The 13,672-nt window shown below is 67.6% G+C and carries 11 protein-coding genes, 1 tRNA gene and 2 pseudogenes; 4 read left to right on the forward strand and 10 right to left on the reverse strand.

Annotation, left to right across the window (positions count from 1 at the left end; all coding sequences use genetic code 11):
- Positions 1-220: 220 nt before the first annotated feature.
- The 8 genes from H0I76_RS01495 to H0I76_RS01530 all read right to left on the reverse strand — a co-directional run bounded on the left by H0I76_RS01495 (position 221) and on the right by H0I76_RS01530 (position 8,638).
- Positions 221-1,063 (reverse strand): transporter substrate-binding domain-containing protein, encoded by an 843-nt coding sequence (locus tag H0I76_RS01495; protein ID WP_234455044.1) that lies wholly within the window; start codon positions 1,061-1,063, stop codon positions 221-223.
- A gap of 200 nt (positions 1,064-1,263) precedes the next feature.
- Positions 1,264-2,286 carry a histone deacetylase family protein gene (locus H0I76_RS01500; protein WP_200606085.1) on the reverse strand — a complete coding sequence of 341 codons (1,023 nt, stop codon included), beginning with the start codon at positions 2,284-2,286 and terminating at the stop codon, positions 1,264-1,266.
- Positions 2,287-2,349: 63 nt separating this feature from the next.
- Positions 2,350-3,282 (reverse strand): BKACE family enzyme, encoded by a 933-nt coding sequence (locus tag H0I76_RS01505; protein WP_200606087.1) that lies wholly within the window; start codon positions 3,280-3,282, stop codon positions 2,350-2,352.
- Between the two features lie 8 nt (positions 3,283-3,290).
- On the reverse strand, positions 3,291-4,649 hold the full coding sequence (locus H0I76_RS01510; protein WP_200606089.1) for an aminotransferase family protein: 1,359 nt from the start codon (positions 4,647-4,649) through the stop codon (positions 3,291-3,293).
- A complete protein-coding gene (locus H0I76_RS01515) occupies positions 4,646-5,734 on the reverse strand; it encodes an ABC transporter ATP-binding protein (RefSeq protein WP_200606091.1) in 1,089 nt (362 codons plus the stop codon). The genes H0I76_RS01510 and H0I76_RS01515 overlap by 4 nt, the downstream gene beginning before the upstream one ends.
- 72 nt (positions 5,735-5,806) lie before the next feature.
- Positions 5,807-6,946: an extracellular solute-binding protein gene (locus tag H0I76_RS01520; RefSeq protein ID WP_200606093.1), complete on the reverse strand. Its 1,140-nt coding sequence runs from the start codon at positions 6,944-6,946 to the stop codon at positions 5,807-5,809.
- Positions 6,947-6,986: 40 nt separating this feature from the next.
- Complete coding sequence (locus H0I76_RS01525) at positions 6,987-7,772, reverse strand: ABC transporter permease (RefSeq protein ID WP_200606095.1); 786 nt, start codon at positions 7,770-7,772, stop codon at positions 6,987-6,989.
- A complete protein-coding gene (locus H0I76_RS01530) occupies positions 7,772-8,638 on the reverse strand; it encodes an ABC transporter permease (RefSeq protein WP_200606097.1) in 867 nt (288 codons plus the stop codon). Before H0I76_RS01530 ends, H0I76_RS01525 begins: the two co-directional genes overlap by 1 nt.
- Positions 8,639-8,730: 92 nt before the next feature.
- On the opposite strand from H0I76_RS01530, the gene H0I76_RS01535 reads away from it, so the two are divergent.
- Positions 8,731-9,699, forward strand: a complete 969-nt coding sequence (locus tag H0I76_RS01535; protein WP_200606099.1) for a LysR family transcriptional regulator — start codon at positions 8,731-8,733, stop codon at positions 9,697-9,699.
- Between the two features lie 45 nt (positions 9,700-9,744).
- On the opposite strand, the gene H0I76_RS01540 is transcribed toward H0I76_RS01535, so the two are convergent.
- A complete protein-coding gene (locus tag H0I76_RS01540; RefSeq protein ID WP_200606104.1) occupies positions 9,745-11,982 on the reverse strand; it encodes a mechanosensitive ion channel family protein in 2,238 nt (745 codons plus the stop codon).
- A 223-nt stretch (positions 11,983-12,205) separates the two neighbouring features.
- Here H0I76_RS01540 and H0I76_RS01545 point away from each other — a divergent pair.
- A pseudogene (locus H0I76_RS01545) lies at positions 12,206-12,632 on the forward strand (GFA family protein).
- A gap of 8 nt (positions 12,633-12,640) precedes the next feature.
- On the opposite strand, the gene H0I76_RS01550 reads toward H0I76_RS01545, so the two are convergent.
- Positions 12,641-12,730 (reverse strand) — tRNA-Ser (locus H0I76_RS01550).
- Positions 12,731-12,992: 262 nt separating this feature from the next.
- On the opposite strand from H0I76_RS01550, the pseudogene rplU reads away from it, so the two are divergent.
- A pseudogene (gene rplU, locus H0I76_RS01555) lies at positions 12,993-13,301 on the forward strand (50S ribosomal protein L21); the annotation flags it as partial.
- Positions 13,302-13,320: 19 nt separating this feature from the next.
- A complete protein-coding gene (gene rpmA / locus H0I76_RS01560; RefSeq protein ID WP_200606109.1) occupies positions 13,321-13,590 on the forward strand; it encodes a 50S ribosomal protein L27 in 270 nt (89 codons plus the stop codon).
- Positions 13,591-13,672: the final 82 nt, after the last annotated feature.

Here is a 13,672-nt window from a genome sequence, read left to right on the forward strand (position 1 = left end):
TCTCGCGACCCCGGCCAACCCATGACCGCCGCTGCTGCGACCCACGATAGTGCGCGGTAGCAAGGGCGGCAATCCGGGCCGGACGCCGCGCTGCGGGTTTGATGCAGTTGCGCGGAGGTCATGGAAAAATGTTCTTATATCAATGTATTGCTGTCGATTTCACGCGTGAAAGGACGCGCGGGACCGGCGGCGGAGCCATCGCCCGCCGCCGGCGCATGGCTCACTCGGCCAGCCAGTCCTTGAAGCGTTCGGCCTGTTTCTCGAGATAGGCGGTGGGTTGGATGCCCCACTTCTTCTCCAGTTCGATCAGCGTGCCGTCACGATGCCAGTTGTACTGCATGCCCGACATGAACTGGCCGAACACGCACTGCTCCTCGGCCTTGGGCACCGCGAGGCCCCAGGGGTTGTCGTCTTCCGAGGCGAGCGGCATCTCGAACTCCTCGTACTGGCCCGAGGAGAGGTCCGACATGATCGAGCTGTCGTCATAGACCCAGGCGATGCATTTCTTGTCGCGCAGCGCCTGCTTGGCCTCGGCGTTGCCCGTGAAGGCGACGATCTCGGCGCCGTAACGCTCCTCGACGATCTTGTTGTAGAAGGCGCCCTGCTTGCCGCAGACGGGCTTGCCGCGCAGGTCCTCCCACTCCTTCAGCGCCAGCGCCTTGGGGGCCATCACGTTGGTGCCCGAGGTGTAGTAGTTCGGGCCGACGATGCCGACGATCTCGCGCCGGTCGTTGCGGTCCGACATGGTTGCGATCATCAGGTCGATCTTGCCCTGCTCGAGGAACTGCATGCGGTTCGAGGACTGCACGGGGACCAGTTCGAGCTCGACCCCCATGGTGTCGGCCACGTCCCTGGCCATGTCGATCTCCATGCCCACGAGCTCGCCCGAGTCGTTCCGGAAGCCCCAGGGCTTGTAGTCGGCCTTGACCCCGACCACGATCTTCCCGCGCTCCATCACCTTCTTCCAGGTGTCGTTGGTGCATTCCGCCGCGCCGGCCGTCGCCGAGGCGAGGCTCAGGGCGGTCAGTCCGGTGACCGCGGCCGTCATCAGCTTGTTGTTCATGGTGATACCTCCGTGTCCAGAACTCGCAGGTTGATCCTGCATTCGCTTTCAGGGCCCGAGCCGTTGCCACCCGGCCCCGGGGCACGCCTCGTTCTTTCGGTGCCCACGTCGTCGGGACACCATAGCGAAGACGCTCGCCGACGTAAGCCCATTCAGGGCGCGCAGGGCGCGCAGGGCGCGCAGGGCGGGGGACGGGCGCCTCATCCGCCCTCGACCCCTCCGAGGAAGCTCGTGAGGTTGGCCGAGAGGTCGTCCGAAAGGTAGCCGCCCTCCTGCACGATCACGAGGGGCAGACCGGTCGCGGCGATCGCGGCGCCGATGCGCCCGAAGCCGGGCGTGGTCAGCGCGAGGCCCTCGAATGGATCGTTCTCGTGCGCGTCGAGCCCCAGCGCGACGACGATCACATCCGCCCCGAAGGCGCGGATGCGGCCGAGCGCGGTGCCAAGCGTGTCGAGATACACGTCGTCGGTCGTGCCGCGGGGCAGGGGCAGGTTCAGGTTGCAGCCCAGCCCCGCGCCCTCGCCGCGCTCCTGCGCGTGGCCCCAGAAGAACGGGTAGAAGCGCACCGGGTCCGCGTGGATCGATACCGTCAGCACGTCGCTGCGTGCATAGAAGATGCCCTGCGTGCCGTTGCCGTGATGCACGTCGACATCCAGGATCGCGGGGCGAAGTCCCTGGCCGCGCAGGTGCTCGGCCGCGATCGCCGCGTTGTTGAGAAAGCAGAAGCCGCCCGCGAGATCGGCGAAGGCATGATGCCCCGGCGGGCGAGAGAGCGCGTAGACGGCCTTCGCGCCGCCCAGGACCAGGTCGGCCCCGGTCAGCGCGCTCTGGGCCGACCAGTAGGCGGCCTCCCACGTTCCCTCCGCGATCGGGCAGGCGGTGTCGGCCTGGTGATACCCGGCCTGGCCGACGGCCGAGCGGGGATAGCTGACGTCGCGCCGGTCGGGATGGATGTTGGGGATCACCTCGTCCGAGGCGCCGGCAATTCTGCGCCAGCGTTCGTGGATCGTTTCGAGGAACACGAGATACTCGGGCGTGTGGACCGCGGCGAGCGGGCCCGTGCCATGGTCCGACGGCGCGGCGAAGGCGCATCCCGCGGCCTCGGCTCCCGATTTGAGGCGGGCGATCCGCTCGGGCTGCTCGGGGCTTGGAAGAACGACGCCGTTGGCCATGAAATGCTTGGGGTCGTGGCGCCATTGGCGCTCGTTGAAGATCGCTTTCATCCGGCTCCTCCGGGGGCGGTGCGTCCCGCCCCGGCCAATCTGTGACTTCGCCCGGCCCGCGGGTCAGGCTGCGAACCGTGTCCGTTGCGCGCCCTTGAGGCCCAGCATCGCCCGCACCTCGTCGGGAGAGGCGACCCTGCGTCCCAGCCGCTCGACGATCTCGCGGATGCGGACGACCTGCTCGGCGTTTGACACGGCCAGCCTGCCGCGGTCGATGTAGAGGTTGTCCTCGAGCCCGACGCGGACATGCCCGCCCATCGCGGCCGACATGGTGGCGAACGGGATCTGGCTGCGCCCCGCGGCGAGAACCGAGAAACGGTGATCGTCGCCAAAAAGCCGGTCGGCAAGGCGCCGCATGTGCATGAAGGAATCCGGATCCGCTGCCATCCCGCCGAGGACGCCGAAGACGAACTGGATGAAGAAGGGCGGCTTCACCGCGCCGCGATCCGCAAAATGGCGCAGCATGTGCAGGTGCCCGATGTCGTAGCACTCGAACTCGAAGCGCGCGCCGCGCTTTTTCCCCATCTCGGCAAGCACATGGGCGATATCGCGCGGCGTGTTCTTGAAGACCAGGTCCTCTGACCCTTCCAGGAAGGGCTTTTCCCAGTCGTGCTTCCATTCCTTGTAGCGGCTGGCGAGCGGATGGAGCGCGAAGTTCATGCTGCCCATGTTGAGCGAGCACATCTCCGGCTCGGCCGCCATCGCCCCGGCCAGACGGTCCTCGAGCGTCATGATGGCGCTGCCGCCGGTCGTGATGTTGAGCACGGCGTCGCAGCCCGACGCGATGGTGGGCAGGAACTCCATGAAATGCTCGGGCCGCGCCGAGGGGCGGCCATTGGCGGGGTCGCGCGCGTGCAGATGAAGGATGCTCGCGCCGGCCGCGGCCGCCTCGATCGCCTGGCGCGCGATCTCGTCGGGCGTGACCGGCAGGTGCGGCGACATCGTCGGCGTGTGGATCGAGCCGGTGATGGCACAGGTGATGATGATCGGATCCATGAAGCCTCTCAGGCGGACGCCGCGCCCGGGGCGGGCGCGAGTTCCTGCATCAACTGGTCGAGCGAAAGGGTCAGCCCCTCGATGATCTCGTCGACATGTTCGTCGGTCGCGATCATCGGCGGGCAGACCAGGAAATGGTCGCCTTCATGCCCGCCGCGGGTGCGCCGCGAATAGATGATCAGCCCGTGGCCATAGGCAATCTCGACCAGCCGGTCGAAGGCCTTGACCTCCCTCGGCAGGGGTGTCATGGCCGCGCGGTCCGAGACCAGCTCGAAGGCCAGCAGCAGGCCCTCGCCCCGCACATCGCCGATGATCGGGAAGCGGTTCATCAACCCGGCGAGCCGCGCCTTGAGAAGGGCGCCGATGCGCGTGGCGTTCTCCATCAGCCCCTGGGTCTCGATCTCCTCGATCACCGCGAGCCCGGCCGCGCAGGCAAGCGGATTGCCTGCGTAGGTATAGCCGTGGATGAAGCCGCCATCGTCCAGCACCGCCTCGACGATTCGGTCATGTGCGACCATGGCGCCAAGGGGCGCGTAGCCCGCCGCGAAACCCTTCGACACGGCCAGGATGTCGGGCGCGACATTCCAGTGCTCGGCCGCGAAGAAGCGCCCGGTGCGGCCGCCGCCCGACATCACCTCGTCGTGGATCAGCAGCACGCCATAGCGGTCGCAGATCTCGCGGATGCGCGCCATGTAGCCCGCGGGCGGGACCAGCGCGCCGGTCGATGCGCCGCCCACCGGCTCGACGATGAAGGCGAGCACGGTCTCGGGGCCTTCCTCGAGAATCCTGGCTTCGAGCTTGTCGGCGTAGTGGCGCCCGGTTTCGGGGTCGGAGGCGTCGAGGCCGTCGAGATACGCCCGTGGCGCGGGGATCTTCGGCATCGGACGCATCATGGCATCGAACGGCGCCGTCATCGGCGTGTAGCCGGTGACCGCGAGCGCCCCGAGCGTCGAGCCGTGGTAGCTGGGATAGCGCGAGATGACCTTCCAGCGCTGCGCCTCGCCGGTCGCCAGTGCGTACTGGCGCGCCAGCTTGATCGCGCTCTCGACCGCCTCGGACCCGCCCGAGACGAAGAACACCTTTTCCATGCCCGGCGGCGAGAGTGCGGCGGTCTTCTCGGCAAGCCGCTCGGCAGCCTCGGTCTCGAAATGCAGCCGGTAGCCGAAGGTCGACTTCTCCATCTGCCGGCGCATCGCCTCGAGGACGCGCGGGTTGGAATGGCCGATGTTGCAGACCATCGCGCCCGACGAGCCGTCAAGATAACGCTTGCCGTCGACGTCCCACATGTAGACGCCGCGCGCCTGGTCCAGCATCGGGCGCCGCCGGCGCGTCTGGTAGAACAGGTGGCTGGGGGGTGGGGCTGTCATGCGGGGGCTCCCGGCAGCGCCGTGCAGTCGCGCGGGCGGAGGTGGACCGAAACCTCGTCTCCCTCGTTGAACGGGTGTTCGTCGATCATGTTGATGGCCTGCAATTGAAGATCTCCCAGACGCAGGAAATAGCGTGCCGCCTGGCCCTGGTAGTCAACGGCCTCGATGCGGGCGGGCACGCCGATCGCGCCATCGCCGGCGGTCGTGCCGGCTGCCCTGACCGAGAGCTTCTCGGCGCGGATCACGAGCCGGGCTGGGCCCGAGGCGGAGAGTTGCGGCGCGCGGGCCAACGGCACGACGACGCGGCCGAACCCGTCGGCATCGAGCGCGATGCCGTCGCCGCTGCCCCCCCCGGCGCGCGCGTCGATGATGTTCGACGCGCCAAGGAACCGCGCGACGAACTCGGAGGCAGGGGTGTTGTAGACCTCTTCCGGCGGTCCGGTCTGCTCGACCCGGCCCGCGGACATGACCACGATGCGGTCGGACATCGCCAGTGCCTCGGACTGGTCGTGCGTCACGAACAGCGTCGTGACGCCGATGCGGTGCTGGATTCGCTTTAGCTCGACGCGCATGTCCTCGCGCAGGTTGGCGTCGAGCGCCGACAAGGGCTCGTCGAGCAGCAGGACGTCCGGCTCGATCACGATGGCGCGCGCAAGCGCGATGCGCTGCTGCTGACCACCGGAAAGCTGCTTGGGGTAGCGCTCGGCAACATGGGGAAGCTGGACAAGCTCCAGCGCGTCGGCGACCCGTTTTGCGGCCTCGTCGCGCGGCACGCCGCGATACTTCAGGCCGAAGGCGATGTTGTCCGCGACAGTCTTGTGCGGAAACAGGGCGTAGTTCTGGAAGACCAGCCCCAGGTTGCGCTTGTGGATCGGCAGGTCGTTGACGCGACGGCCCTTGATCGAGATGTCGCCCTCGGTCGGATCGAGCAGGCCCGCGACCATCCGCAGCGTCGTCGTCTTGCCGCAGCCCGAGGGGCCCAGCAAGGTGACGAAGCTGCCCTCGGGGATCTCGAGCGACATCCGGTGGACGGCGGTGAAGCTGCCGAAGCGCTTGACGATGTCGGTCAGGGTGACGGCGCTCATTGCGAGGTGTTCCGTTTGGATTGTGAAGGGGCCCCCTCCGCCATGCGGAGAGGGCCTCGTGGTGCCGGCCGGTCAGTAACCCTTCTGGATCCGACCGAAGGTCTTCGACCATTCCTGCTCGTGGCCGTTCCAGTATGCGGGATTGGCGAAGGTCAGGCCCTCGAGCGTGCCGGACGGGTCGAAGGCGGGCAGGGTCGGGATCTTGCTGCCCAGATCGACTTTCCGCGGGTCCAGCGCGGGCGGGTAGTTCTGCCCCTCGGCCACGGCGATCGAGGTCTCGGGCGCCAGCATGAAGTTGAGCAACTCCTCGCAGGCCTCCATTGGCGAGCCCTTGATCACGAACAGGCATTCCTGCCAGCCATAGCCGTTGGGCGGATCCATGTAGCCGATGTCGTGGCCCTGCTCCTGCAGGGCGTAGATGCGGCCCGACCAGCCCTCGGTGACATACACCTCCTCCTCGGCCAGCAGGCTCATCAACTCGGCGCCCGAGCTCCAGTATTTCAGGCTCAGGTCGCGGTGCTTGCGGATCGCATCCCAGACGGCATCCATGTCGGTCGCGCCGTTGGGATCCTGGTCGGTCTGCAGCGAGCCGAACCAGATCCGGGTGCGCCAGTCGGCCCAGCCCGAGATCTTGCCCTTGTAGGCGTCGTCGATCAGGATCTTCGCGCCCTTCTCCTTCATCTCGTCGTCCGAGATGTGCTTGCGGTTATAGGCCAGGCCCGTCGTCCCGTAGTCATAGGGCACGCAGGAGAGCGTGCCGTCCGTCACCTTGCGGAACACGTCGACCAGCTTCGGGATGACGTATTGCAGGTTGGGAATGTTGCCCTCGTTCAGCACCGATGTCAGCCCAAGCCCGTGGTAGCGCGCGTAGTCGAAAACGCCCGAAAGATGGGCGATGTTGTATTCGCCCGGCTGGCTGGCCTTGACGCGCGACAGGTACTCGTCGCCGCCGCCGAACGTCCCGTCGACCACCTTGATCCCCGTCTTCGCCGTGTAGGGGTCGAAGGCGTATTTGCGGAAAGCCTCGGAAACCACGCCGCCCCAGCCGTCGAAGCGCACTTCCTCGACCGCGCCGAGGGCGTGGCGCGCGAAGGGCGTCTGCACGCCATAGGCCAGGCCTGCCGCGCCGATGAGTCCGAGGAAGCGGCGCCGGTCGAGGTCGCCGTTGAGATACCGCTCGCGAAGCCGTTCGTAACGCGTGGTGTTGTCCATGTTCTCTCTCCTGTCGAAGTCGGTCGTTGTTGGGGGCGGGTCAGGCGCCCCGGCCTGCCGCCATGCGCCGCGCGATGGCTGCCCCCAGCAGGGGCAGGCCCACGGTCATCACGATCATCACGGTTCCCAGCGCGTTGATTTCCGGGCTGATCGAGTTGCGGAGCATGGCGAAGATCTGCGTCGGCACGGTCTCGACGCCGCCGGGCTTCCAGAACAGCGTGCCGGTGATGTCGTCGAAGCTGATTGTGAAGGCGAAGAGCCCGCCCGCCAGCACGGCCGGCATAAGCAGCGGAAGCGTGATCTCGAAGAAGGTCTGGACCGGGCTCGCGCCCAGGCTGAGCGCGGCCTCCTCGACGTCGCGGCGGATGCCGACCAGCCGCGCCTGGACCACCAGTACCACGAAGGGCAGGGTGAAGATCACGTGCCCCGCCAGCAGCAGCGGGAAGGATTTCGGGATTCCCAGGAAGTTGAGGAACAGCAGCAGCCCGACCGCGAGGACCACCTCCGGCACCAGGATCGGCGCAATCAGGATGGTGGAGATCATGTTCGCGCCCGGCACGCGGTAGCGCACGAGGGCGAGGCTGGCCAGCACGCCGAGCGTGGTCGAAATCAGAGCGGTCAGCAGGCCCAGGACGATCGAGGTGCGGAAGGCACGCAGTATCGCCTCGTTCTCGGCCAGCTCGACGAACCAGCGGAACGAGAAGCCCGTCATCGGGAAGGACCCGAACTGGCTGGCGTTGAAGCTCAGCAGCAGGACGACCGCGACCGGCGCGAACATGAAGACATAGACGAGGAGCGTCCAGACACGGACGAGATTCCAGCCCATCAGCCCAGTCCCTTCATCAACTGGGCCATGCCGAGGTAGCGGTTGTAGAGGAGCACCAGCGCCCCGAGCACCGCGAGCAGCATCAGGCTCAGCGCCGAGCCCAGCGGCCAGTTGAGCTGGGTGATGATCGCCTCGAAGACGAGGTTGGCGAACATCGCATCCGTGGGCCCGCCAAGCACCAGCGGCGTGATGTAGGTTCCCGCCGCCAGCACGAAGCACAGCAGGCCGCCGGCCGCGAGCCCCGGAAGCGAAAGGGGCAGGGTTACCTCGAGAAAGGTCTGCCAGCGCGTCGCGCCCAGCGAGCAGGCGGCGTCCTCGAGCGTCTCGTCGATGCCCTCGAGGCTCACATACACATTGAGCACCATGAAGGGCAGGAGGAAGTGGATCAGCCCGAGGATCACGGTTGCTTCGTTGTAGAGCATCTGGATGGGCTCGGTGATCACGCCGAGCGCCATCAGCGCCGAGTTGACCGCGCCCGAGACGCCAAGAATGTTGATCCACGACATCGTGCGGATGATGTAGCTGATCCAGAAGGGCAGCATCAGAAGCAGCAGCAGGATCGCCTTGTTGCCCCGCGAGCGCGCGATGAAATATGCCGCCGGGTATCCCATCAGTGCGCAGAAGACCGTCGTGATCGCCGCGATCTTGAGGGTGTTGAGCAGGATGTCCCGGTAGAACGCGTCGCCCAGCGCCTCGCGCCAGTTGTCGAGATAGAAGCCGACCTGGTCGGCGCCCGTCGCCGTCCGCAGCCAGAACGAATAGACCGCGATGAAGGCAAGGGGCACGAAGAGCAGCAGCAGGACGGCCGAAACCGCCGGTGTCAGCAGGATCCAGGGCTGTCGCGCTTCCCGCGCCTCGACGGTCATCATCGTCCTCCAGGCCGCCCGCGATGCGAGGGTTGCAAGACGGTCGGCATTCAGCAAATAGATAATTGGAATTGTCGCTATAGGATTGGTGAATGGCTGGCCCGGGAAAGCTGCATGATGCCGCCAAGCTCGCACGCAATCTTGACTGGAACCTGCTGCGCACCTTCATCGTCATCGCCGAGGCGTCGAGCCTGACCGACGCCGCCGAGCGCCTGCACCTTGCGCAGCCGAGTGTCTCGAACGCCTTGAAGCGGCTCGAGGAGCGCTTGGGCAAGCGCCTCCTCGATCGCTCGCCCGGACGATACGGGCTGACGGAGACCGGCCGCCGGCTCTATGACGAGGCGGTCGAGGTGCAGGGTGCCATCACCCGCATCGCGACCGCGATCCGCGACGTCGGGGACGAGGTCAGCGGTCATGTCCGCATCGCGATGGCGAGCCACGTGGTGTGCCCCCTGTTCGACGACGCGCTGCGCGACTTTCACCACGCGCACCCGCGCGCGACCCTCTCGATCGAGATCCAGCGCAGCCGCGACGCGCTGGCGGCGCTGGTCGGCCGGCGGGCGTCGCTCACGGTGTGCCTCGTGCACAAGCGCAGCCCGAAGCTCGAATACCGCAGGCTCTATCGCGAGTTCTTCGGGCTGTTCTGCGGCCCGATGCATCCCCTGTTCGGGCGCGAAGCTCTGTCGATCGAGCACCTTGCCGGCCACCGCTCGGTCAGCTTCGTCACTGACCAGATGGACGACGCGCTGCGCCCCGTCGCGCTGCTGCGTGCGGCTGCGGGCCTCGATCAGCGCATCGTCGGCACGTCCGCGAATCTCGAGGAGGTCCGCCGGATGATCCTCGCGGGGCTTGGCATCGGCTCGCTGCCGATCCACGTCGCGCGCCCGGATGTCGAGGCGGGCCGGCTTTGGCGCCTGCCGCCCTATGACGACCCGCCGGCGATCGACGTCCACGTGGTCTGGAACCCGGCCTCGCGGATGAACCGTGCCGAAGCCGCCTTTCGCGACCGCCTTGTTGCTGGGATCGAGGCCGCTCCGATCGGGGAACGCACCTACCGCTGAACCCGCATGTGCTTTTGGCCCGCGTCCTCGCTGTTCCGGGCGTGACTATCCGTCGCCACCCGCGCCGCGCGCGGCGTCCCCATCGACCGCGGCCGCCGATCCCAGGATCGGGGCAGGCGGCGCCGACGAGGCATCCCCGCCCGAAACGACCTCGACCTTGCGGCGGGCAAGGTGGATGCCGTGCTCGGCAAAGACCTCGCGCAGGCGGTGGTAGATCTCGCGGCGCAGGACGAACTGCGCCCGCGGGCGGCATTTGAACTTCACCCGGATCACCAGTGCGGAGTCGTCGTCGATCATGTAGACGCCCTGGCTCTTGAGCGGCTCGATGAACTTGGGGCCGTGCTCGGGATGCGCGACGAACTCCTTGCCGACCTCCTTGACCAGCTTCTTCACCTTGACCGGGTCGGTGTCGGGCTCCATCCGGAAGTTCATCTTGTAGATCACCCAGTCCCGGTTGTGATTGACCACGCTCCTGAGCTCGCCGAAGGGAATGGTGATCACCGCGCCCCGGTGGTGGCGCAGTTGCAGCGACCGGATCGAGATCGCCTCCACCTCGCCGCGCAGCTTCTCGTCGAGCTCGATGTATTCGCCCACGCGGAAGGCGTCGTCGATCAGGAAGAAGGCGCCCGCGAAGATGTCGCGTACCAGCGTCTGCGCGCCGAAGCCGACGGCGATGCCGACGATGCCCGCCGAGGCGAGCAGCGGCCCGATGTTCACGCCGGCCGAGGACAACAGGATCATCGCGACCACGACGACCAGAACGGTCAGCAGCAGGTTGCGGAACAGCGGCACCAGCGTGTCGAGCCGCGAGCCCGCGGCCTCGGCGTCGTCCTCCTCGCCCGCCGCGGCGACGCGCTCGCGGTGGAGGGCGGCGAGGATCAGTTTCCAGACGAAGCGCGCGAGCAGCAACGTCACCGCGACGTCGAACAGCGCATCGGCCCAGGCCTGCGCCCCGTCGCCCTTGGCCAGCGCGTAGAGATCGAGGCCCCAGAGGCGCGCGGCCACGAAGACCGCCGCGATGCCCAGCAGCATCCTCCAGGCGCCGCGAAAGACCGCGCGGAAACGTCCGGCACTGGGGGTGTCGGCGCGGAACGCGTTGCGCACCAGTTCGCCACCGAGCGCGTCGAGGATGGGCAGAGACAGCAACAGGATCAGCGTGCCCGCCGGGCCGTAGAGGTGCTGCTGCCCGCTCTCGAGCCAGTTTGCCAGCCAGTAGACCCATGCCAGCACCAGGTAGGCCATCAGCATCCCCGGCGCGGCGGCGATGACGATGCGGGCAAGCGCGCTCGGCTCGCCGCCCCGGTCGAGCATGACGCTTGCGAGGGTGGCTCGGATCCGGCCGTAGCTGCGCAGGGTGGCGACGATCAGCAGTGCCGCGACAGCGGTGCCTGCCAGCGCGACGGTGATCAGCGCCGGCGGGAAGCCGAGGCCGAGGGTCGGCGACAGCCCGGCGATCAGCCAGCCGGCCGCGCCGATCTGCACGGCCCGCCGCACGATCCCGTGGATCCGTCGCGCCGCGGCATCCGAGAGCGGCGCGATCCTGATTCCCGGGGCGTCGGGCGCGAAGGCACGCCGCGAGAGCACGATGAAGCCCCAGCTGTTCGTGACCCCGACCTCGTAGATCCAGACATAGTCGACCATCGGCCCGAGCGCGCCGGCCACCATCGGCGCCATCGTGACGGTGGCGAAGTCGAAGGCTGCGACGGGCGCGAGCTCGACAAGGCCGAGGGCCACGGTGCGCACCACCGCATCCCAGTAGCCTGCGTTCTGCGGTGCCATGAGCCAGGCTCGCCAGTTGCGGGTTGCATGCCCGGCCAGCCCGGCGGCCGCGATTCCGGCCAGCGCCACGCCGAGCATGGCCGCCAGCATGCCGCCGATGCCATGCTCGGCGCGGCCGAGGCTTTGGTGGATCGGCTCGCGCCGGTCCGAGAGATTGGCAAGCGCATGCGCCCAGTCTGCCAGGCGCGCCTCGATGGTTGATGCCATCTCGGCCAGCCGCTCCCGAACGCCGGTCTGCGTCGCGGACCGGGCCGCGGCTGCCTGCTCGTCGGCGCGGCGTCTGAGTTCCTCGCGCAGTAGCGCCCTGACATCCGCGTCGGTCAGGCGCGACAGCAGTGCGTCGACGGCCTCGGGTGAGAGGTCCGTCACGGATACCGAAGGCTGCGCCTCGGCCGGGGCAGGGTGGACGCCACCGGGCGACACCTGGGCTGCAGCGGTCGCGGCGAGCACCGCCATGCCGAGCGCCACACAGAACCCCAGACAAGCCTTCCTGCCGAGAAGCATTGTCATCATCCGCACCGGGGCCCGAGCCAGATCAGCACGAACCACATGGCTTGCGCTGCGTCGAGCCTACACCGTGATCCGGCGAACGGGCAAAGAAACCGGAACGCCGGCGGCGCAGTTCACGCTTTCGCGCTGCACACATCTGCGTGAGAAGCGGGCCATGGAAACGGCGGCGGACCCGGGTGTAGGGTCTGCTGCCGATTGGGTTCATAGGAGAGGCAGCATGGATCGTTTCACCGGCGGTTGCCTTTGCGGCGCCGTCAGATTCGTAGCGTCGGGCGCGCCCTACCGGGTCGGACTGTGCCACTGCATGGACTGCCGCAAGCATCACGGGGCGCTGTTCCACGCCTCGGCGATCTTCCCCCAGGAGGCAGTGACCGTCGAGGGCGAGACGCGCGATTATGAAGGGCGCCATTTCTGCCCCCCGCTGTGGCTCGCCCGTCTTCGGCCGCAGCGCGGACGAGATCGAGGTGAACCTCGGCTCCCTCGATGCGCCCGACCAGTTCAAGCCGACATACGAGCTCTGGACCGTCCGTCGCGAATCCTGGCTGCCGCCTTTTCCCCTCGCGAGGAGCTACGAGCGCGACCGCGAGGGCGCCGGCCGCTCCGAGCCCGGGGGAAACGGGGATAAGGTGGACGGGATTCCATAGGGAGTGAATGGCGGAGAGGGTGGGATTCGAACCCACGGTACCCGCAAAGGTACAACGGTTTTCGAGACCGCCCCGATCGACCACTCCGGCACCTCTCCGCAGGGGGGTAGTTTTCGGGTGGGCGGAACCTAGACAGGTCGGCGTTCTTCTGCAAGCGGCATTCGCAGGATTTTTTCAAACTTTCGGCGGCTTGACTTGCGGGCGTGATCTCATCATAAACGCGGCTCTCCGGCGGGGCTTTCGGCCCGGCCGGCAGTTGGTATCGCCCCTTGCGGGGCGCGCTGTCCGACGGCGCGGGCCAGGTCCGCGATCAAGTGCCCCGAGGGGCCGCCACAGGACGCGGCAGAAAAGGACGAAGAGATGTTCGCAGTCATCAAGACCGGCGGCAAGCAGTACCGCGTCGTGGCCGGTGACGAACTGACGATCGAGAAGCTTGGCGCCGAGCCGGGCGAGACCGTGGAATTCAACGAGGTTCTCATGCTGGGCGGCGACGACGTCACCGTCGGCGTGCCCACCGTGGCGGGGGCTTCGGTCAAGGCCGAGGTGGTCGAGCAGACCCGCGGCCCCAAGGTGGTGACGTTCCACAAGCGCCGCCGCAAGCACAGCTCGAAGCGCATGCGCGGCCATCGTCAGCACCTGACGACCGTGCGCGTGACCGAGATCGTCGCGGGCTGAGGAGGAATACGAGATGGCACATAAAAAGGCAGGCGGCTCGTCCCGCAACGGCCGCGACTCGGCCGGCCGGCGCCTTGGCGTCAAGAAGTTCGGTGGCGAAGCCGTGATTCCGGGCAATATCCTTGTCCGCCAGCGCGGCACCAAGTGGTGGCCCGGCCAGAATGTCGGCCTCGGCAAGGACCACACGATCTTCGCGACCGTCGAGGGCCACGTCCAGTTCCACAAGGGACTCAAGGGGCGCACCTTCGTGTCGGTGATCCCGGCGACCGAGGCTGCCGAGTAAACCGGCCTCCCCCCGGAACACGATGATCCTGGGACCGGCCGGTCGGCCGGTCCTTTTGCTTTTTCGGCACCGCTCCCGAACG

It is taken from the genome of Thermohalobaculum xanthum (assembly GCF_016623495.1).
In the GTDB taxonomy this organism is placed as follows: domain Bacteria; phylum Pseudomonadota; class Alphaproteobacteria; order Rhodobacterales; family Rhodobacteraceae; genus Thermohalobaculum; species Thermohalobaculum xanthum.

Bases quoted from the DNA above. Each gene is read 5' to 3' on its own strand.
- H0I76_RS01515 (WP_200606091.1), bottom strand. From the start codon at position 5,734: ATGAGCGCCGTCACCCTGACCGACATCGTCAAGCGCTTCGGCAGCTTC.
- H0I76_RS01530 (WP_200606097.1), bottom strand. From the start codon at position 8,638: ATGACCGTCGAGGCGCGGGAAGCGCGACAGCCCTGGATCCTGCTGACA.
- H0I76_RS01510 (WP_200606089.1), bottom strand. From the start codon at position 4,649: ATGACAGCCCCACCCCCCAGCCACCTGTTCTACCAGACGCGCCGGCGG.
- H0I76_RS01520 (WP_200606093.1), bottom strand. From the start codon at position 6,946: ATGGACAACACCACGCGTTACGAACGGCTTCGCGAGCGGTATCTCAAC.
- H0I76_RS01535 (WP_200606099.1), top strand. From the start codon at position 8,731: ATGGCTGGCCCGGGAAAGCTGCATGATGCCGCCAAGCTCGCACGCAAT.
- H0I76_RS01500 (WP_200606085.1), bottom strand. From the start codon at position 2,286: ATGAAAGCGATCTTCAACGAGCGCCAATGGCGCCACGACCCCAAGCAT.
- H0I76_RS01525 (WP_200606095.1), bottom strand. From the start codon at position 7,772: ATGGGCTGGAATCTCGTCCGTGTCTGGACGCTCCTCGTCTATGTCTTC.
- H0I76_RS01540 (WP_200606104.1), bottom strand. From the start codon at position 11,982: ATGCTTCTCGGCAGGAAGGCTTGTCTGGGGTTCTGTGTGGCGCTCGGC.
- H0I76_RS01505 (WP_200606087.1), bottom strand. From the start codon at position 3,282: ATGGATCCGATCATCATCACCTGTGCCATCACCGGCTCGATCCACACG.
- H0I76_RS01495 (WP_234455044.1), bottom strand. From the start codon at position 1,063: ATGAACAACAAGCTGATGACGGCCGCGGTCACCGGACTGACCGCCCTG.
- rpmA (WP_200606109.1), top strand. From the start codon at position 13,321: ATGGCACATAAAAAGGCAGGCGGCTCGTCCCGCAACGGCCGCGACTCG.